13 protein-coding genes are annotated in these 19,234 nt (G+C 48.4%); 8 read left to right on the top strand and 5 right to left on the bottom strand.

Annotated elements, in window-relative coordinates:
- Window positions 1-32 precede the first annotated feature (32 nt).
- Both AAC022_RS01195 and AAC022_RS01190 read left to right on the top strand, forming a co-directional pair.
- Complete coding sequence (locus AAC022_RS01195; protein ID WP_339727188.1) at window positions 33-197, top strand: hypothetical protein; 165 nt, start codon at window positions 33-35, stop codon at window positions 195-197.
- 840 nt (window positions 198-1,037) lie between these two features.
- A complete protein-coding gene (locus tag AAC022_RS01190; protein WP_339727185.1) occupies window positions 1,038-3,149 on the top strand; it encodes a serine/threonine protein kinase in 2,112 nt (703 codons plus the stop codon).
- Window positions 3,150-3,194: 45 nt separating this feature from the next.
- Here AAC022_RS01190 and AAC022_RS01185 read toward each other — a convergent pair whose 3' ends face one another.
- Window positions 3,195-4,505 (bottom strand): radical SAM/SPASM domain-containing protein, encoded by a 1,311-nt coding sequence (locus AAC022_RS01185; RefSeq protein ID WP_339727182.1) that lies wholly within the window; start codon window positions 4,503-4,505, stop codon window positions 3,195-3,197.
- 318 nt (window positions 4,506-4,823) lie between these two features.
- Here AAC022_RS01185 and AAC022_RS01180 point away from each other — a divergent pair, with 318 nt between their 5' ends.
- Entirely contained in the window at window positions 4,824-5,990 is a 1,167-nt protein-coding gene (locus tag AAC022_RS01180; protein WP_339727180.1) for an amidohydrolase family protein, read from the top strand.
- A 360-nt stretch (window positions 5,991-6,350) separates the two neighbouring features.
- Window positions 6,351-7,844: a protein kinase gene (locus AAC022_RS01175; protein ID WP_339727178.1), complete on the top strand. Its 1,494-nt coding sequence runs from the start codon at window positions 6,351-6,353 to the stop codon at window positions 7,842-7,844.
- Between the two features lie 24 nt (window positions 7,845-7,868).
- On the opposite strand, the gene AAC022_RS01170 is transcribed toward AAC022_RS01175, so the two are convergent.
- Window positions 7,869-8,885, bottom strand: a complete 1,017-nt coding sequence (locus tag AAC022_RS01170) for a MoxR family ATPase (RefSeq protein WP_339727175.1) — start codon at window positions 8,883-8,885, stop codon at window positions 7,869-7,871.
- Window positions 8,886-9,247: 362 nt separating this feature from the next.
- Here AAC022_RS01170 and AAC022_RS01165 point away from each other — a divergent pair, with 362 nt between their 5' ends.
- The 3 genes from AAC022_RS01165 to AAC022_RS01155 are packed head-to-tail and all read left to right on the top strand — an operon-like array spanning window position 9,248 to window position 12,516.
- Window positions 9,248-11,704 carry a DUF4159 domain-containing protein gene (locus tag AAC022_RS01165; protein WP_339727172.1) on the top strand — a complete coding sequence of 819 codons (2,457 nt, stop codon included), beginning with the start codon at window positions 9,248-9,250 and terminating at the stop codon, window positions 11,702-11,704.
- Window positions 11,705-11,753: 49 nt separating this feature from the next.
- Window positions 11,754-12,158, top strand: coding sequence for a hypothetical protein (locus AAC022_RS01160; protein WP_339727169.1), 405 nt, complete (start codon window positions 11,754-11,756; stop codon window positions 12,156-12,158).
- The gene (locus AAC022_RS01155; protein ID WP_339727166.1) at window positions 12,151-12,516 is read left to right on the top strand and encodes a hypothetical protein; all 366 of its coding nucleotides are present in this window, start codon (window positions 12,151-12,153) and stop codon (window positions 12,514-12,516) included. The genes AAC022_RS01160 and AAC022_RS01155 overlap by 8 nt, the downstream gene beginning before the upstream one ends.
- A 78-nt stretch (window positions 12,517-12,594) precedes the next feature.
- Here AAC022_RS01155 and AAC022_RS01150 read toward each other — a convergent pair whose 3' ends face one another.
- The 3 genes from AAC022_RS01150 to AAC022_RS01140 form a co-directional block, all read right to left on the bottom strand.
- Entirely contained in the window at window positions 12,595-13,410 is an 816-nt protein-coding gene (locus AAC022_RS01150) for a dolichyl-phosphate beta-glucosyltransferase (protein ID WP_339727164.1), read from the bottom strand.
- 257 nt (window positions 13,411-13,667) lie between these two features.
- On the bottom strand, window positions 13,668-15,578 hold the full coding sequence (locus AAC022_RS01145) for a PQQ-binding-like beta-propeller repeat protein (RefSeq protein WP_339727162.1): 1,911 nt from the start codon (window positions 15,576-15,578) through the stop codon (window positions 13,668-13,670).
- Complete coding sequence (locus tag AAC022_RS01140; protein WP_339727160.1) at window positions 15,578-17,815, bottom strand: PQQ-binding-like beta-propeller repeat protein; 2,238 nt, start codon at window positions 17,813-17,815, stop codon at window positions 15,578-15,580. The genes AAC022_RS01145 and AAC022_RS01140 overlap by 1 nt, the downstream gene beginning before the upstream one ends.
- Before the next feature lie 287 nt (window positions 17,816-18,102).
- On the opposite strand from AAC022_RS01140, the gene hemB reads away from it, so the two are divergent.
- Complete coding sequence (hemB, locus tag AAC022_RS01135; RefSeq protein WP_339727159.1) at window positions 18,103-19,089, top strand: porphobilinogen synthase; 987 nt, start codon at window positions 18,103-18,105, stop codon at window positions 19,087-19,089.
- Window positions 19,090-19,234 lie beyond the last annotated feature (145 nt).

Genomic DNA, 19,234 nt, shown 5'->3' with positions numbered 1-19,234 from the left:
CCTGTTGATACCACGCAGTGAAGGGGAGAGTGATGGTCAATTCGATTCTGGATACCTGTCGGGAATATTCCACTTTTTATATCAATTACCTGAATAAAAGATGGGATAATATTTCTCCAATGGAATACGGACTGGTTCTGGTTACGATCGCAGTCATTGGCTGGCTACTGATGAGAAATGGTGCCCGCAAAGTCTGAATTCCGTCTTGAACAGTTTGTGTGAATCCCAGGTAGGAAAAAACTCCACTTCCACCGGCTGATCCCGTTCTGTTTCTTCTCCTCGAATTCCCCTTGTCAGCATTCCGGAAATGGTTAAGATTCCTGCTCTTCCTGAGGCACGTTTGTATGACCGCATCTTACAGGATTGACTTGTTTTTTTACTTTTTTGAAAAACGATGCAATCAGTCAGACCGCTGAATGCCGATGAATTTTACAACCTTTGGAAAACAGAGACCACGTTATTTACAATCTATCGGAGTTGAGGTGATTTTTTCATTTTTGATTGAAATCACCCGTCGACGACAGGATTGACGATGCATACAATGGAAACAGTATTCTGTCATTTCAAATTCCGTCGGAGGATCCTAAAACTTAGCATGGACCGGAATCATTAGTGGTGAGTGCCAGGCACTACCCGATTCGCGTCCTTCTTGCAGCGACCCCACCGTCGCAATGTTGTGACAGCAATACTAAAAAAGTCGTGACCTCCTGGAGGCACGGCTTTTTTTAATAGAGTGACAAATTTGCATTAGCTCCGATGTTGAGATGGGCCGGTTCCCAAAGAAAGTCCATTCGGTTCTTGAAGCCTGTCATGGAACATGGCACAATCAAAAGTGGGTACCTCGTTTCAAAAAAACGTCGCGGGCGTTTTTCCACAATCTTTACTCCCCAAGGTTCCGAATTCAGGCAAGTGTCACTCATCAGAATTCTCTGAGATCGATCTTTTTTATGAATGCGTCAAAGTCTTCTCTGGGCAGATCTTTTTCCCAGTCGTTTTTGAATTCCTTTTCCCGATCCAAACTTTTTTTGAAGGGAACTATGTGGATTTGGCCGATTGCCGGAACCATTCTGCTGCTGGTGCTTGCATTTATTGTACGCTCTGTTGTGGAACAGTCGAGTAAGCAAACCGTTGCTGATAATCTGGAGACGATTCTCAATGCGGATGTGGCAGCTTTGAATATCTGGTTGGAGCGAGAAGAGTCACTGGCAGAAGTTCTGGCTGAAGAACCACGCATTCAGAAATTGACGGTCGAACTCATCGAAATCGCCCAGCAGAATCCTGACGACCGTGAAGCCTTACTCCATTCAAAATCGCTGACAGAGCTCCGCGTTGAATTTGAGTCCGAGCTGGAACATCTGGGATATCTTGATGTCGGGATTTTCAGCCTGAGTGGGAGAGTAATCGCCTCATCACGAGACGAACCGATCGGAAGAGCCGATCTGCCGATTCAGGAATCGGCTTTGAAAAAGGTTGCTCTGGGAGAAGCGACTGTCACGCGGCCTTTCGAGAGCCTGTTTGCACGCCAGACCGATTCGGGTGAATTAAAGGCAGGACTGCCGACAATGTTGGCGATGGCACCCGTCAATGATGCCGCGGAAAAGCCGATCGCAGCGTTGGCTCTGTTGATTCGACCGGATATTCATTTCACACGCATTCTGTCTGTGGCTCGCGCAGGAAAAACCGGAGAAACATACGCCTTCGACAAAAAGGGAATTATGTTATCTCAGAGCCGCTTTGATGAAGATTTAAAAATGATCGGGTTGATTCCGGACCGCGAAGATTCTCACTCGATTTTGAATATTCAAATCCGAGATCCCCAGGTAAATATGGTCAGCGGCAATCGTCCCACGTTGAGGTTGGCTGATCGTCCTTTAACTCAAATGGCTGCCGCAGCTGTGCAGAATCAGAGTGGTGTGAATGTCAACGGTTACAGAGATTATCGAGGCGTTTCCGTTGTGGGCGCCTGGACGTGGCTGCCCGAATATGAAATGGGTGTTGTTACTGAGATGGATATGGCAGAAGCGTATCGCCCTCTATACTTATTGCGCTACAGTTTTTGGGGTCTATTTGGTCTTCTGATGATCGGGTCTGTCGCGATCTTTATCTTTACTGTGATCGTTGCCAGAAAAGAGCAGGAAACCCGTCGTGCTGTCATTAAGGCGAAACAGTTAGGACAGTATGCGCTGGGAGAAAAACTGGGTGAAGGGGGGATGGGTGTTGTCTATCGAGGCCATCATGCCATGCTCAGACGACCGACGGCCATTAAACTTCTAGATATCGAAAAGACGACGGATGAAGCCGTTGCCCGATTTGAACGGGAGGTGCAGTTAACCAGCCAGTTAAATCATCCAAATACGATTGCCATCTATGATTATGGCCGCACGCCGGAAGGAGTGTTTTATTACGCGATGGAATTACTGGAAGGAATCAACCTGGATGATCTGGTCAAACAGTTTGGTCCCCTGCCGGAAAGTCGTGTGATTCATTTGTTGAAACAAATTGCCGGTTCTCTCTCTGAAGCACATCAATTGGGGGTGATTCATCGGGATGTGAAACCCGCCAATATCTTTTTGACGCATCGCGGAGGTGTCTATGATTTCATCAAGCTGCTCGATTTTGGTCTGGTCAAAGCGGTCGATGGACGGGAGCAAGCCTCGTTAACTTCTACGAATTCGATGGCAGGCACCCCCATGTATCTCTCTCCGGAAGGCATCAAACAGCCTGATAAAGTCGATGCGCGTAGTGATCTCTATGCCTTCGGGGCCGTCGCCTATTATCTAGTGACTGGAAAGACCGTCTTCGATGGGGATTCGATCATCGAGATCTGCATGAAGCATACCCAGGAGCAGCCGGAGTCTCCCTCTCAACGATTGGGAAAAACGATCTCAGAGGATCTGGAGCAGATGATAATGAGATGCCTCGAAAAAGATCCTGCTAAGCGACCGCAGACCGCAGCAGAACTCGTTCAGGCACTTTCGGAATGCCAGTTTGACGGGAAGTGGACGATTCAAAATGCCAGCGACTGGTGGAAGCAGAATATGGAACTGAAACTGAATGCCACGTTGATTCAATCGACGCCTGTGATCGAAGCAACATCTCGTCCCACAGCCGATGCGACTCTGATCGTCAATCTTTCGAACGAAGAGTAAACCGGCAACTGGTTGTGTGATCCGCTTTCATAAAATCAGCCCGTCTCATTTTTTCATCGCTTCCAGTGGAATGAAATGTGGTGGATCATCATTTGAGGTGGCTGGGGAACTGGTACGATTCGCCAGAATACCCGGTGCGGCCGTCTGGCTGTGATCGGTTCCTTGATAGACGCCGAAATCGTTAAAGAAAAATTTCTTCGCGATACGATAGACCCAGCTCTTTTCGGGAACTTCGTTTCCGGGTGAATATTGTGACGTGCGTGTTTCCAGGTTTTGTAGTTCCTGCAGCGCTTGTTTCCGGGCGGTGGAATCTTTGGCGCCATGTTTGTTGACGAGGTCTATCAATAGATCAGGCCGTTCCAGAATGATACAACCACGGGTGTTTTGTTGCACAACCTGTCTGAAATCTTTCAGGAACTCAGATTGCACGAACTTTTCTTTTAGCGTTTTGGTTTCATCATGAATCGAATCGGTGGCAAACTGAATTACAGGACACGGTTCGATGTCACCCCAGGGATTGATGTGGTGGCTAAGCCCGGTCGCAGCCGGGCAGAGGGCAGTACCCTCGTGATCAAAATACGCATCGATCACAGCAATCGGTTTTTTGGTACGCATCTCCACGACAAATTTACGGGCGCGTAACTGTTCTTCCGGGGAGAGTGCCAGTTCAGGATTTGGTTCCGGTCCGGCTACGCGATAGATGTGATACCAGGTATACATCACACCCATTTCGATCAGCTTATCAATCCATTCTTCGGTGAGCAGGTCATCAATGTTGGATTTACACAAGCTGGTACAGACACCCGTCAGCAATTTATTATTCAGGCAGTTCTGTATACCCTGCATGGTTTTTTCATAGACATCATTGCGACCTCTGCGCTGGTTGCTGATGATTTCGTTGCCTTCCACACTAATCAGGGGAGTAGCGTTCCCCAGCTTGCGGAGCTTTTTCGCGATTTCATCGGTAATGAATTGGCCGTTGGTAAAAATCTGAAAGTAACAGTCGGGGTGGCGTTCCAGAATTTCCAGTAACTGTGGGTGCATGAAAGGCTCGCCCCCCAGGATTCCGAAAAAGGAATTCCCCATCTCTTTCGCTTCATTGATCAGACGCGACATTGCCTCGACATCAATTTTTTCCTGCTTCGCGGCGACATCAACCCAGCAACCCTGGCAGCGCAAGTTGCAGCTGTTGATGACAGAGATGTAAAGGAACGGGGGAAAAAACTCACCGCGTTTCAGTCGTTTTTTGTGCTTGTGAACCGAGAGTGCGCCTTTGAATCCGAAATTATAAGCCAGCTTCCAGACAAGTCGTTTGTCTGTCTCAAGTAAGACACGTTTGGCCATTTTTAAATACATGAAGAATCTCAGTTCCGTAGGAGAAGCTGGGTTTAGTGAACAAAAATAGTTCGACACTCAATTTTACTCACTCGGGAGTCAGGAAACACCTGTTTGTCTAAAAAATACTTAGAATTTATGCATAGTACACAAACATTATATCCCTCACTGTAAATTGCATGAATTTCATGGTATAAGACATTGTTCTGGAAATTCTTTTTTTGACATCGGAGTATAATTCTTATACTTTCTAAGTCTAAATAAAACAGTTCCGCCGCTCAAAAAAGTTAAAGACCTTTTTCATTTCGATTCAAATTGTTTAAGAGCTCGAGGCAATTGATGGAGTTAGTTGGACGACGATACGATACATTGGAAGCTGTCAGCATTAAGATCGAGGGAGATAAAATCGCTTCTATTGACCTGCTACCCGATTCTGAAGCAGCAGGCTTGCCTTTTATCGCTCCTTCGATGTTTGACCTGCAGATCAATGGATACGGCGGTATCTGGTTTAATAAACCTGGTTTGACGGCTGATGAAGTTTGTCATGTCCTGGAAAAGCACTATCAGTATGGCATTACCCGGCTATGTCCGACATTAATCACCAGTTCGTTCGATGACTATGTGAGCGGCTTTACTGCAATTCGTGAAGCATGCGATCAATATGACTGGGTCGATCGAATGGTCCCCGGTTGTCACCTTGAAGGTCCCTACATCTCACCAATCCAAGGGCCCCGTGGTGCTCATCCATTAGATCAGGTACGAGCTGCTGACTGGGATGAATTCTGTAAAATACAGGAGCTTTCTGGGAATCGAATTCGACTGCTTACCATAGCCCCCGAGGTTGATAATGCCATTCCTTTTATCAAAAAAGCGGTCGCTTCAGGAGTCGTCGTCTCGATTGGACATACCGCAGCCGAGCCCGAGCAGATCACCGAAGCCGTCGATGCAGGCGCACGATTAAGCACACATCTGGGAAATGGCGCGCACGGCACGCTCCGCAGGCATCCGAATTATATCTGGGAGCAACTGGGCGAGCCCCGTTTGATGGCCAGTATTATTACTGATGGGCATCATCTCCCCGCCAGCGTGGTTAGAACCATCATTAAAACTAAAGGGGTCGAGAATACAATCATCACCTGTGACGCCTCCGGTTTGGCGGGTTCGCCTCCCGGAATCTATGACGCGGGTTCCGTCAAAATGGAAGTCCTCGAAGACGGCCCGATCGTCATTGCTGGTCAGCGCCAGCTACTTGCCGGCTCCGGTGTCGAAACCGATACCTGTGTCACAACAGCGATCGATATGGCGGGGATCACTCTGCAGGAATCACTCGATATGGCTGGGTTGAATCCCGCACGATTATTAGGGTTTGAGGAAATCCGGCTCGAAGTCGGGGCAAGAGCAGACCTGATTTTGTTCCATTACGAAGGTGTAGGTTCCCGGATAAATCTGCAAACCACCTTATCATGTGGCACAGTGAAATATGGGACTCTGCTGGTCAGCTCCTGAATCTGTTCTGTATGAAACGAATACGCTCATCTCCGCACAGAAAAAGTGAAAAAATTTTTCTGCTCGCGTGTTCACTGATTCCCTTCCCCTATTTTTGATGTTATAATTAGGTATTCTTATTCCGGACATTGAAACTTAAATTTTGTATCTATTTCAGGGCCGTCATTTTATTATTTTCATTGGCTCTTTCTACATATTGAGATGACATCAGGCTATTGGATTTCAGGTAAACGAGACCGTTTTTTATTATTCGCGAAACAGCACAGGCGATTTTGATCAAATATTCCTGTTCTGTTTCCGTCCGGTTTACAGCAAATCTCATAAATTGCCCGGTGTGCATCTGCAGATCATGGATCGTGAATGATTTTTTTTAATAAGAAGTCACCGAAGAAAAAACTCAGTGAACAGATCGTCGATCTTTGCCTTGTGACACAACAAGAGATGGACGCTTGCCTGCAGGAACTGCAGGAGAATTCTACTGATGATGAGAAGTTGATCCGTTTGTTAGAGCGGAAAAATCTGATCACATCCTTTCAGGCTGGTCGTTTAAAAACCAATGAGTTTGAAGGTTTGGTGCTTGGCGATAATAAGCTAATGTACCAGAACGCCTCGGGCAGTTTTGCACGCGTCTATCGGGCTGCTTCTTTGACTGATGGTCGCATGGTCGGCGTCAAAGTCCTCAGGCAACGCTGGGCTCAGGATCCCGACACGGTCAAGATGTTTCGTCGGGAGGCCGAGGTCTGCAAGCAGTTTCAGCATAAAAATATTGTTCCCATCTTTGATGTCGGCGTTCAGGACAACATTCACTTTTTCACAATGGAATTTGTGGAAGGTGGAAATCTGCGAGATTTTATTACCATCCGCAAGAAATTGTCCCCCTCTGAAGCGATCAATTATACCGTCGATATTTGCGAAGGTCTGGAATATGCCAACCGACTGGGTTACACGCACCGTGATATGAAGCCCACGAATGTCTTGATGTCAATTCAAGGCGTGGCGAAGTTAATCGATTTTGGACTGGCTGGCGAAGACGATGCCAGCGGTGCAGGCGAGGCCCATCAGCGTGCGGTTGAATATGGTACGTTAGAAAAGTCGACCGGTGCGCCACGTAATGATCTGCGGAGTGATCTCTATTTTGTCGGCACCATATTTTACGAACTGCTCAGCGGCAAACCTCCATTTCCGCGTACCAAAGACATCGAAGAACGAAAACGACCATCACGTTATTCGCAGGTTCCCTCCATCACAAGCCTGGAGCCGAATCTTCCAGTTTCTGTCGTGAATGTTCTTGAAAAATTGATGGCCTATCAGCCGCAGGAACGCTATCAATCAGCAACCGAGGCGATTCAGGACTTGCTTGAAGTACGTGCTCAGCTTGATGATTCAGACTCCGTCAGCAAACCGGCAGGGGCAGCAGAAATCAAAACAGCCGCCGAGCAGGAATTGCAGATGGCGATTGCTCCTCCTACAGTCTTGTGTGTCGAAAACCGACCTAAGCATCAGGACGTATTACGGGACTACCTTACCAAACATGGTTATCGGGTTTTGATTCTGAGCGATCTCGACCGGGCCATGAATCGCATTAAAGAGAATGCCCCCGACTGTGTCGTTATTATGGAAGATTCCATTGGAGCAGGTGCCGTTGAAGCATTCAACAAAGCCCTGGCGATGGATCCCGATCTGGCCGCGGTGCTTGTTCTGTCTGAGAAGAATGCCAGTGTCAAGAAAACGCTGAAGAAAACAGACCGCTCCCGGATTCTGGTTCAGCCCATCAAAATCCGGAATCTACGAGCGAAAATTCAGAAAGTCCTGCAGCACCAGCTGAATGATTCTGCAGAGCTCAGCGCCTATTAAACTCCCAAATACGTTTGATAGAGATCACTCGTATTTCGGAATATTTGGCTCAGGAATTTCTTCAACCAGGCGTGCCACGATGTCTTCCGTCACCATTCCTTCCGCCTGCGCCTGGAAATTCGTGGAAATCCGGTGCCGGAGTACGGGGACAGCAACGCGGCGAATATCGTTCAATGAAACGCTCGCTCGTCCTGACATCGCGGCAATCGCTTTTCCACCGGCAATGAGATATTGCCCGGCACGAGGGCCGGCGCCCCAGTCAACCATCTGTTTGATAAAAGCAGGTGCGGAGCCATCTGATGGACGCGTTGCCCGTACGAGTCGGGTGACGTAGTTGATCGTCATCGGCCCGACTTCAATCATATTAATTTGCCGTTGCAGATAAACGATCGATTTCGCTGATAGAACTTTACGAATCTCCGGTTTTTCGCTGATACTTGTCGACGCCAGAATTCTTTCTTCCTCTTCCAGATTCGGATATTCCACTTTGATGTTGAACATGAAACGGTCTAACTGCGCTTCGGGAAGGGGATAAGTTCCTTCCTGCTCAATCGGATTCTGGGTGGCAATCACAAAAAACGGATCGGGTAAATCATAGGTCGTCTGCCCCACGGTCACCTCATGCTCTTGCATCGACTGCAATAACGCCGCCTGAGTCTTAGGAGGGGTTCGGTTGATTTCATCGGCCAGCAGAATATTCGTAAAAACGGGGCCTTGTACAAAGCGGAAGGAACGCCGACCGGAATCTTCTTCTTCCAGCACGTTTGTTCCAGTGATGTCGGATGGCATCAGGTCCGGAGTAAACTGAATCCGTTTGAACTCGCAGTCGAGAATCCGGGCAATGGTACTTACCAGTAAGGTCTTTGCCAGTCCGGGCACCCCGACCAGCAGGCAATGTCCGCCGGTGAAGATGGCGGCCATAATTTGTTCGATGACATCATCTTGCCCGATAATGACTTTATGCAGTTCTTCAACCATAACATCATGATGGCGTTTTAACTTTTCCAGGAAATCGTCGAAGTCGCGTTTTTCGGTAGCCAATGTTTACCCATTCTCTCTATTAAATGATGAAGCTGGTCTGACTTGATTCTATCGCTTTGTCACTTGTTTCGACGTCGGCAGTCGCTTCTGGCTGATGTGAAAATATGCTGTCAGGGAACCCAATTATAGTCATCTTAAATGCCAAGAGAAACAGAGACCCTGTCTTACAGAAGCAAATCTGATACAATTAGAAAAACCGTCCCCAAAGGGCTGAGATCACAAAAAATAGCATAAAATTGGTAAGCCAGGATATTTGTTGAACTATAATAGGCTTCATGTCAGTTCTAGATCATGGCAGTGTCTGCTTTTGTCTAAAAGTCTTGTCATGGAATAGCTTATCACGGAATAGAAAGAGAAATGCGATGGACGGTTCACATCATCAGATCGCGCATCGGGCGTTGCGCTGGATCTTAACAGGTGCCATTTGCATTTCCTGTGGATTGCAGCCGTCGGTGACGGCATCCGCCCAGGAACTCTCTGCGAAATCGGTCGCTGATTCCATCGAACGGGGACGGACTTTTCTGGTGAATCAGCAAAACGACAATGGCTCGTGGCCTGTTCCCGGGGGCACGTATAAAGTGGGAATGAGCTGTCTGGCCTTGATGGCGCTGGTCAATTGCGGCATGACGGCCGAAGATGAACCCGTCCAGCGTGGTTTAAAGTATTTGAGGTCACTGCGGGCGCCCAGCCCTAAAGGAACCTATCAGGCCAGCTTGGTGATCATGGCTCTGGCCGCTGCCAAAGATGGGAAGCGGGATTTAACCCTGATCTCGTCACTTGTACAACGTCTGGAAAAAAGTCAGGTGAGAACAGGGCCCGATGCCGGAGGCTGGAGCTACGGTCCTGGAATGGCCATTGGAGGAGGGGGAGTCGCAGACCGGAGTAACAGTCAATATGCAGTGCTGGCACTGAGAGATGCCGTTCATGCAGGCGTTCCCGTCAGTCTGAAGACATGGAGATTAATCAAACAGTATTGGGGCACACAGCAAAGCGGAGACGGTGGCTGGGGCTATCAGTCACGAGCCGGCAGTAGCAGAGGCAGCATGACGGTTGCCGGTATTGCGACAATGGTGATTGTCAATTCCATGCTGGGAGATGAGTTGGAAATCAACCCGGATGGGACTCCCGTTTGCTGTGATCAAAAAGATGCGGATGAGTCGATCGAGCGTGCCGTTCACTGGATGGCCAATCATTTTTCTGTAGGCAGTAATCCCGGCGTCAATTCGTGGCTACTTTATTACCTGTATGGTCTTGAACGCGCCGGCCGACTCAGTGGGACCAGATTCTTCGGCAAGCATGACTGGTATCGGGAAGGTGCTGCGTTTCTGGTCAAAAGACAAACTCTACGCGATGGCGCCTGGAGGAATAGAGGGTTGGAAGCTGACCCCATATTAGGGACCAGTTTTGCCTTGCTGTTTCTGTCCAAAGGCCTGGCACCAGTCTTGATCAATAAATTGGAATACAAGACCAAACAGCAGGTGAATCTGAAGCCGGGAACCATTCCGAACTGGAATCACCATCAGAATGATATCTTGAATTTGACCGATGCCTTATCAGGCCGTCCCGACTGGCCGAAGTTGCTTACCTGGCAGACCGTGAACCTGGAACTTGCCATTCAGGGGGGCGGCGTGCAGGTACTCCGTCAGGCTCCTGTGCTGTTTATTAGTGGACTGGATGATCCGCAATTTGATGAAAAACAAGTTGCGATGTTGAAGCAGTATGTCGAGCAGGGGGGCTTCATCTTCGCAGTGGATAACTGCAACGGAGCTGGCTTTGATCGTGGCTTTCGCGAGTTGATCAAAAAGATGTATCCACAGGGAGAAGCGCAACTCAAAAGACTGACCGCAGAGCACCCTGTCTTTCGCTGTGAATATCTGCTCGATGCGGAAAGCGTTGAACTGTATGGAGTCGATGTTGGCTGCCGTACATCGATTATTTACTGTCCCGATGATCTGGCCTGTTTGTGGGACAAGTGGATGCGGTTTCCTTCTAAAAAACGTTCTCCGCAGGCAGTATCCATGATCACACGGGCCATTCGGATTGGTACGAATATCGTTGCATATGCCACCGGACGTGAACCACCCAACAAACTGGATCAGGAAGAAATGGCCAATCAGGGAGGCGCACAGGATCAGATCGAACGTGGTTTTCTGCAAATCGCCAAGCTCCGCCACACAGGGACCTGGGATGCCGCTCCTCGTGCGCTGCGCAACCTGTTAAGAGCCCTTAATCAAAAAGCGGGCATGATCGCTTCAACTAAAACACCAATACTGCCCGCCAGTGATCCGAACCTGATGAAATACCCGCTGCTTTACATGCATGGGCGGAGTCAGTTCAGTTTCTCTAAAACGGAAATCGCGACTGTGAAGCAGGCATTGGAAAATGGTGCCGTCCTGTTTGCTGATTCGTGTTGTGGCTCTCAGCCGTTTGATCGGAGTTTCCGACAATTGATGACCGAGATGTTTCCCACAAAACAATTGAAACGCATTCCCATCACTCATCCACTCTTTTCAGAACAGACCGGCTATGATGTTCGAAAGGTTAGACGTCGCCAGATGGAAGTGGATGATATCAATCAACCGCTCAAAGCAAAAACGCTGGTAGTGGAGCCGTTACTGGAAGGAATTGAAATTGATGGGCATCTGGCTGTAATCTATAGTAAGTACGATATCAGTTGTGCTTTGGAGCAGCAGGCTTCGGTTGCCTGTGCAGGTTATATTCCTCAGGATGCAGTCAATCTGGCGCTGAATATCGTTCGTTATGCATTACTGCAGGATATTGCCTTCAAAGAAAAAGTGGAGGGAATGAAGGTCGATTAAGTTCGAAACGGAAATGACAAAGATTTGAATCTGGAAAAGAAAAAGAGAGATGAACGATCAGGAAGAGTTACAGAAAAATATCACAACAGGCGCCAGGTTTGTTGGAGCGATCATCGGGTGTGTCTTTGCCGGGATTGGAATTTCCCTGTTAGGATTTTTGTGGTTATCATCTTACGGCAGTATTCACTCTCCCCCCTTGTTTTTTCGGGTATTCGGGTCGTTTGTCGCGATTCCCTTTATCGCCATTGGGAGTTTTACTGCCTATAGCGCGATCATGGTGAAGGGCATTGTACCGAAAGCAAATCTTGAACGATCCGAATCAGTGAGCGAAAAATCGGGATCTTATACTTGCCCTAAATGTAATGCACCTCTGTCAGACAATATCGATGTTTCGCCTCATGGCGATGTGAAATGCAATTACTGTAACAGCTGGTTCAATATCCATCATGAATAGCATCGCGAAGCAATCGGTAAGACGACCCTCATTGAAAGTGGTCATCCCCGTCATTTTGTTTTGTACTTACTATCCTTATTCCTGGTTAATTTTATCCAAAGGGAGTTGGACCGCTTATCGCTGGACCTGGATTAAGATGTGGCCCGTTTTACCAGGGATTTCATTTCGAGCGATGTTTTTTCATCACCTGCTGGATAGCCTGACGTTAGCTGGTATGCTCGTGATTTCTGTCATGCTGGTGACATTGGTCATCTATGTCGCTTCACGTCGCAGGTGGCTTTTCGCTGTGATAGCTCCTCTGACCTTTATTCTGTCAGCTCTGAATTCCATGGTCGCGTATGCGCTTTATCGAGCGTAGTTTTTTTGTGGGATGTCAGGCAGGGAATACGCTTCTCTGTCTTTTAGATACGTTTGATAATAGTCCCAGTTAAAGTGCTTACGCAGCTTTGCGTGTTTCTTCTCTCACTAACGCAGCCGATAGTTCTGCGAAAGGAACTTTGATCGACGGCCTGAGATAGGTCCAGTAAATTGAACACAGCTCAAAAAATGCTTTGAAGAAATCGTGCGGTTTGACTTTAGAACCGGCGACATCCATCCAGCGGGTCAGCGGGAGTTCGTAAACCGTCTCTTCCAGTGCAGGGCATTGATAGAACGTTTCCAGTTGGCGTGCCCGTGCCAGAAGTTCCACATCAAAAATCCAGTTTGTGATAAACCGAGTGCTAAACAGCGTCTCGCATTGGGGAGTAACACGGAACAGTTTAGCCCCGCATTGGGAATCATAAATCGGAAGTTTCAAAACCAGCGAGGCTGCGGTAGCGAACGTACGACCCAGGTAATGCCGGAGTTGTTGTCTCTCAATTTGTCTGCCCAGAAGTTTGACCCGCGCTCCGATAACCATTGAGAGCTGAGGGGTCTGATCCAGTTGTGCAGCAAACTCTGGAATCATATCCAGTGGTGTCGCCAGATCCGCATCCCAGAACCCGGCATAGTCAACGCCGGCGTGCATCGCCTGTAGCATTCCCTGTCGAACGGCTTCTGCTTTACCTTGATTCTGCGACAGGTGCAGTACATCAAATGTATCAGGCGCCGCTGCTTTCAAGTCGTCCAGAATCAAAGCGGTCCGGTCATTGCTGCCATCATTTACGAATAAAAAACGGTGGTTCGGATGGCTGATCGCATACTTGCGAAACTGCAGAACCTCTAATCGTTTTTCTTCGTTGTAACAGGGGATAACAATAATCGCGGCTGACATAATTTCGCTGATATCCGATTCGTTTCAATCGCGGGACAAACTCGCATTGATTGAACTGGTAAGACTGGTCATTCCAAATCAGAACGCGTCTTAGATACAAAGACGCACTTTGGTAATTGGGTGTGAGACCGAGGTGTATCAAAAAAACGAATTTATGTCAAAATCGATCTGATGAATCAGATCCCAGATGCGCATAAAAAAACAGAAGCCCGATTTGCTCAGGCTTCTGTTTCCGGTTTTGTTAGGTATGTAACTCGTTACTCTTCAGTAACTTGGATCGAGTAGAGTTGGGATCGGTCAGACACAAACATCTTGCCGTTGGCAAAGGTAGGTGTGCTGTAGATCGAAGAATTGAATGTCTTCTCGTCCAGCAGTTTCTTTTCCTTGCCGGCCTGAAGGATAATCAACATTCCATCTTCGTTACCAATAAACACTCTCCCATCCACAACCATGGGGGAACCCCAGCAGGCTGCAAACATGTCGTATTCCCAGTAACGCTTCCCAGTAGCGAAATCGAGGCAGTGCACGAATCCACTCAGGTCAGGAGCATAAACCAGTCCGTCATCAATGGCGACGGTAGACATCGTTCGGCGGAATAACAGCTCACCTTTTTTACCGGTCAGCTTGCCATCAACGTCTTCACCACCGTAGTGCCAGATCTGGCCTGAGTTCGGGTTAGCTTTCCAGCCATCTTTACCATCAGAAATCTGGGGGCTGATGTCGCCGGTTTTGGTGGCATCAATTCGGTACATATGACCGACGCCTTCGCCATGCTCCGGGTCCTGTCCGACGCCCAGCACAACACTGTTGTCTTTAAAGACAGGAGTACTGATGATCGCATTTCGGGTACCACGACCACCCAGTTCCCATTTCGAGTCTTTAGGGTTCAGATCGAATTTCCAGATCAGCTTGGCATTGCCATCGCCATCCCCTTCTGGAGAGAAAGCATATAGCCAGCCATCACCACCGGGGAAATAGACCTGAGTCTTGCCATTCACTTCGCCGATTGCGGGTGAAGACCATTGACCGTGCAGGATTTGATCGAAGGGAGTGTTATCTTCCCAGATAACCTCTCCTGTCTTTTTGTTGACAGCCAGGAAGCAGGGAGCACGAGGTGCTGGGACTTCCAGGTGTGCTTCGTCAACCCCGTTGGATGTCAGCAGGAAGACATAGTCGCCGTGAATGACAGGCGAACTGGTTGCCAGGTTATGCGGGAAGACGCCCAGATCTTCAATCATATCCAGCGACCAGATGATATCCGCGTCTTTTTTATCAGTATCTTTTTCATCTTTATAGGGACCATCGTTTTCGTTGTCGTAAAATCCGTCTGCATCCAGACACATCAATTCACAACGATTTGTGACAACCCACAGGCGATCTCCTTCAATACAAGGAGCAGCACAGATACCCTGTTCCGGCCAGTCGTTGACACGACCTTGGGGAAGTTTTTCACGAGACAACTGCCACTTGAAAGCACCTGTCTTTTCGTCAAAGCAGAGTACAACACCCAGGTCGTCTTCATGCTGGGGACGATACTTTCCGCCATTGTTCGTTCCGACGTAAACCTGGCCATTAGCGACAACCGGGTTACCATAGGTTTGTGATCCCAGTTTGGAGACCCAGTTGATGTTCTCTCCTTTTTCATCCCCTTCGCCGGGTTTGAAGTCGATAGAAACGCCCGTGGTCTTATTAACCATGTTGCGAGAAGGGGAACCGCCCCACATCGCCCAGTCGCCTGTGATTGTACCTTTTTTACCAGCAGCAGCTGTTTTGCTTTTCGCTTTTGCAGGAGCAGGTTTGGTTTCCGTCGTTTTCGCCGGTTTGGGCTCAGCCTTCGGTTTTTCTTCTGCTTTGGGCTTTGTTTCAGTTTTAGGTTTCGCTTCTACTTTAGGTTTTGCTGGTTCCGGCTTGGATTCCACCGGATTTCCATCAGAATCTAAAGCTGGTCCTGATTTTTTCATCTCAGGTTCGGCATCGGGAACGTCCACTCCCGCTTCCCCTGTTGTAGAGCCTGCTTCTTCTCCCAGAGGAGCGGCACCACCTAATTCGGTTTCCGTTCCAGGAGCAGGTTTCGTCGCTGAGTCACGTGACTCGCAACCTGTTGTCATCATGAATGCACAACAGGCAAATGAGTTGAGCAGAGCAAATCGAATGAGTAACTTTTTCATTATTTATCCTCAGAGACAATGATGTTATCGACGTAAGCATCGGCAAGACGGTAAAGATAAAGCCCGGGGCTCCCCTTCAGGTTGGCATGCGGGTCTGAAGCTTCAATGGTCCACTCTTTAGGTTCAGGTTTATCGCGAGGCCATACCTTACCTTTCACAGTTGCCATACCATCCTTGATGTCAACGGTGAGCTTCAGAGTATACCAGACGTCTGGATTAGAACGGAACTTAACTTCCTTCGCCATTCTCTTGTGTGGTGCCCAGCTTTGAATCGCCAGTTTGCTGGAGTTCCCTTTCAGGATCAGGTCGTAACGATTCACGGTCACACCCATACTGGACAGTTTCCGTTTTTGCTCTTTCAGAAAGACATCAGCCTGAACAGTATAGCCTTTTGGTGCCAGCTGACTCATGTCGGAAGGACCAAGCCAGATGTTGGCACTGGGACGTCCCTTACCAGGGCTGGCTTTGAGGGCCGTCGTTCCATCCACTTCGTTTGGCTGGAGCTTCAAGAAAGCATTGATCCATGCTGGAGGAACCGCCTTGCCTTTCAGTCCTTCTAAATCAAACTTCCAAGGCAGGGGAGGGAAGACACGGATTCGTGCTTCTGCTGTCGCATCACCGACTTTGACAGAAATGGTTCCGGCAGCCGGAGATTTCAAATCAGTAGGAGTCGTTAAGCTCATGCCAGCCACTTTAGCAGCTTCAAGTCCTTTACCGGGAGTAATCGTGGCATCGACCTTTTTGATAAACTGGCCGTTTGCATCGAAAGCCAGAATTTCATAATCAATCTTTTCCCCTTCAGACACAGCGACCTCAAATGGAACTAACTGAATTGAGGCGATCTTATCCTGCTTCGGTTTTTCTGCTTTCAGAGCAGGAACAGTACCGCTCTCCGATTTTTTAGCGGTATCACCAATGCAGATCGTTCTATCGCGTGTGACGAAATAGATGCGACCATCGGCAATGGCAGGAGAAGCGTATATCTCGTCGAGTCCTTTATCCACACGGGCGTGGAGTTGGATATGAGACAGTTCTTCGCATTTTTCGCGACTTGGTTTAAGAATATGAATGTTTCCATTCACTTCCATAATATACAGTTTGCCGTCTGCCCAGACAGGAGAACCTTTTCCAACCGTTCCCAGGTTATAAGTCCAGAGTTCTTTCCCTGTTTTGCTGTCGTAAGCATACATCCGACCGGTGTCAGCGACGACATACAGAATCCCATCTTTGACGAGCACACTGGAATAGCCAGCTTTGACGCCATTCACACGCCAGACGCTTCCTGTTTTCGTGATATCACCACGACCACTTCCATCAATACATTGAACTCGACCAAAGTCGACTGTATCGATATTGTCTTCCCCGTGAGTAATATAAACAAAATTACCATCAGCAACGGGTGAGCAATTCAGACCGCGTTTGGACATATGAAAGCCCCAGAGCTTTTCTCCGGTGCGGGCATTCATGGAATAGCAACCACCATCAGCATTTCCGGCGATCAGCATTCGAGTGCCATCAATGACAGTCACGATTGGCACAGAAAAGTTTGTATCGAAGGGCGCGCCGCCGGGAGCTGCGGTCCAGATCAATTTTCCGGTCTTTTTATCGAATGCGTAGTAAGTCTGTTTTGGAGGAGGAACAGCCGTCTTACCCCAGTTGAGCTGCAGGAAGCTGACAATCACTCGGTTTTCATCAACAATTGGCGTTTGGGTTCGACCACCATAACCGGAGATCTTTCCATAATCTTCAGCCAGTGACGTTTCCCAGAGCACTTTCCCTTCAGGAGAGTAGCAACGGAACAGACCGCTGACTGAGTGCACATAAACATTACCGGTTTCTGGATCGCCAGCCATACTGGCCCAGCCAACGCGAGGCGAGGGGATATCGGTTTGGAAAACGTTGAACACATCTTTCCAGAGAACTTTGCCTGTCTTGGCATCCCAGCAGACAACCTGTTCCTGGGCATTGATTTTATCTTTAGGATCTGTCACATCATGGTGCGTGCGACAATTCAGATAGACTCGACCGTCTAACACAATCGGAGCCGAACGTCCGCCGATGTCTGATTTCCAGATTACATTTTTACCATCGAGAGACCAGTCATCGACAAGATTGGTTTCACGGGAAATACCATTATGCTCTGGGCCACGCCAATGGGCCCAATCGCCTGCAGTTGCAAAAGAGGCGGTGAAAAACAGCATAACGGAGCAGACAAGCACCATGTTCATTCTTCGCATCGAAGATCCTCACTGTTCATTTATAGAATGTGGTAGCACTGATGAAGGAGTACAAACCCTCTAAAGGCCTGTTATCTCAACTCTTTTAAGGTGGGAGGGTTCAGCCCCTACATATAATACAGTATTGAAGTTGTCCGGCTATTGCAATGGTCTAATCTGAACTCTCAACTAGATTTAATAAGAGCATATTCCTTTATAATTAGGACTGTTTCAGACATAATCAAGGTTTTGGCGCTATTATTTCTAAGCATTCTGATCCTTTTTGATTGACATGGGTTTAATATATTATGTTTCCTCAAGTACGAATGCGGCGAAATCGCCGTACAGACTGGTCTAGACGGTTGGTTTCTGAAAATCAGCTTTCGGTAAACGACTTAATCTGGCCTCTCTTTATACAGGATGGCGCGAACCAGAAAACAGACATTCCCTCCATGCCGGGAGTGCAGCGTCTCACCATTGAACACCTCATCGAAGCGGCCCGGTCTGCTGCAGAACTAAAAATTCCCGTAATTGCTTTATTTCCGGCGACAGACCCGTCCAAGAAAACCGAAGGGGGCGAAGAAGCATTCAACCCGGACAATCTGGTCTGTCGCGCCGTCCGCGCATTGAAAGCAGAAAACCTGAACCTGGGGATTCTGTGTGATGTCGCCCTCGACCCCTATACCAGCCACGGACAGGACGGTCTGGTAAAAGACGGATATGTTGTCAACGATGACTCAATCGAAGTCCTCTGTCGCCAGGCAGTAGTTCAGGCGGAAGCAGGCTGTGATATTATCGCCCCGTCCGACATGATGGATGGCCGGATTGGTGAAATTCGGGAAGCTCTGGATGCAGCTGGTTTTCAGCAAGTCCAGATCATGGCGTATGCTGCCAAATATGCGTCTGCGTTTTATGGCCCCTTCCGCGATGCCGTGGGGTCGGGAACGAATCTGGGGACCGGCGATAAACGCACCTACCAGATGGATCCCGCTAATAGCGATGAAGCAATGCGTGAAGTCGGCCTCGATATCAACGAAGGGGCCGACATGGTGATGGTCAAACCCGGGATGCCGTATCTTGATATTGTCCGCCGCGTCAAAGCCGAATTTGAAATTCCCACGTATGCTTATCAGGTCAGTGGCGAATACGCCATGATTTCAGCGGCCGCCCAGAACGGCTGGCTGGATCGTGAACGCTGCATCCTGGAAAGCCTGCTCTGCTTCAAAAGGGCCGGCGCAGATGGTATTTTGACCTATTTCGCTAAGGAAGTTGCGGAAATACTGCAGGCAGAATAGATGAATATTTGGTGAGGAATCGGATTCTTTGCTTGGGATTGATGCCTCAGTGGGAGTTTTTTGCTACAATCTCCGGCTTCTTTTTGGTGAAATTCAATTCCTTTCGATATGCCTGAACGAGTGTGGTCTTCACGAGTTTGGAAAA

The sequence above is a fragment of the uncultured Gimesia sp. genome (genome assembly GCF_963976445.1).
Classification (GTDB): domain Bacteria; phylum Planctomycetota; class Planctomycetia; order Planctomycetales; family Planctomycetaceae; genus Gimesia.
This window is presented reverse-complemented; position numbering and strand designations above follow the sequence as displayed.

Coding starts and splice junctions, on each gene's coding strand:
- AAC022_RS01195 (WP_339727188.1), top strand. CDS start 33: ATGGTCAATTCGATTCTGGATACCTGTCGGGAATATTCCACTTTTTAT.
- AAC022_RS01190 (WP_339727185.1), top strand. CDS start 1,038: ATGTGGATTTGGCCGATTGCCGGAACCATTCTGCTGCTGGTGCTTGCA.
- AAC022_RS01185 (WP_339727182.1), bottom strand. CDS start 4,505: ATGTATTTAAAAATGGCCAAACGTGTCTTACTTGAGACAGACAAACGA.
- AAC022_RS01180 (WP_339727180.1), top strand. CDS start 4,824: ATGGAGTTAGTTGGACGACGATACGATACATTGGAAGCTGTCAGCATT.
- AAC022_RS01175 (WP_339727178.1), top strand. CDS start 6,351: ATGATTTTTTTTAATAAGAAGTCACCGAAGAAAAAACTCAGTGAACAG.
- AAC022_RS01165 (WP_339727172.1), top strand. CDS start 9,248: ATGGACGGTTCACATCATCAGATCGCGCATCGGGCGTTGCGCTGGATC.
- AAC022_RS01160 (WP_339727169.1), top strand. CDS start 11,754: ATGAACGATCAGGAAGAGTTACAGAAAAATATCACAACAGGCGCCAGG.
- AAC022_RS01155 (WP_339727166.1), top strand. CDS start 12,151: ATGAATAGCATCGCGAAGCAATCGGTAAGACGACCCTCATTGAAAGTG.
- AAC022_RS01150 (WP_339727164.1), bottom strand. CDS start 13,410: ATGTCAGCCGCGATTATTGTTATCCCCTGTTACAACGAAGAAAAACGA.
- AAC022_RS01145 (WP_339727162.1), bottom strand. CDS start 15,578: ATGAAAAAGTTACTCATTCGATTTGCTCTGCTCAACTCATTTGCCTGT.
- AAC022_RS01140 (WP_339727160.1), bottom strand. CDS start 17,815: ATGCGAAGAATGAACATGGTGCTTGTCTGCTCCGTTATGCTGTTTTTC.
- hemB (WP_339727159.1), top strand. CDS start 18,103: ATGTTTCCTCAAGTACGAATGCGGCGAAATCGCCGTACAGACTGGTCT.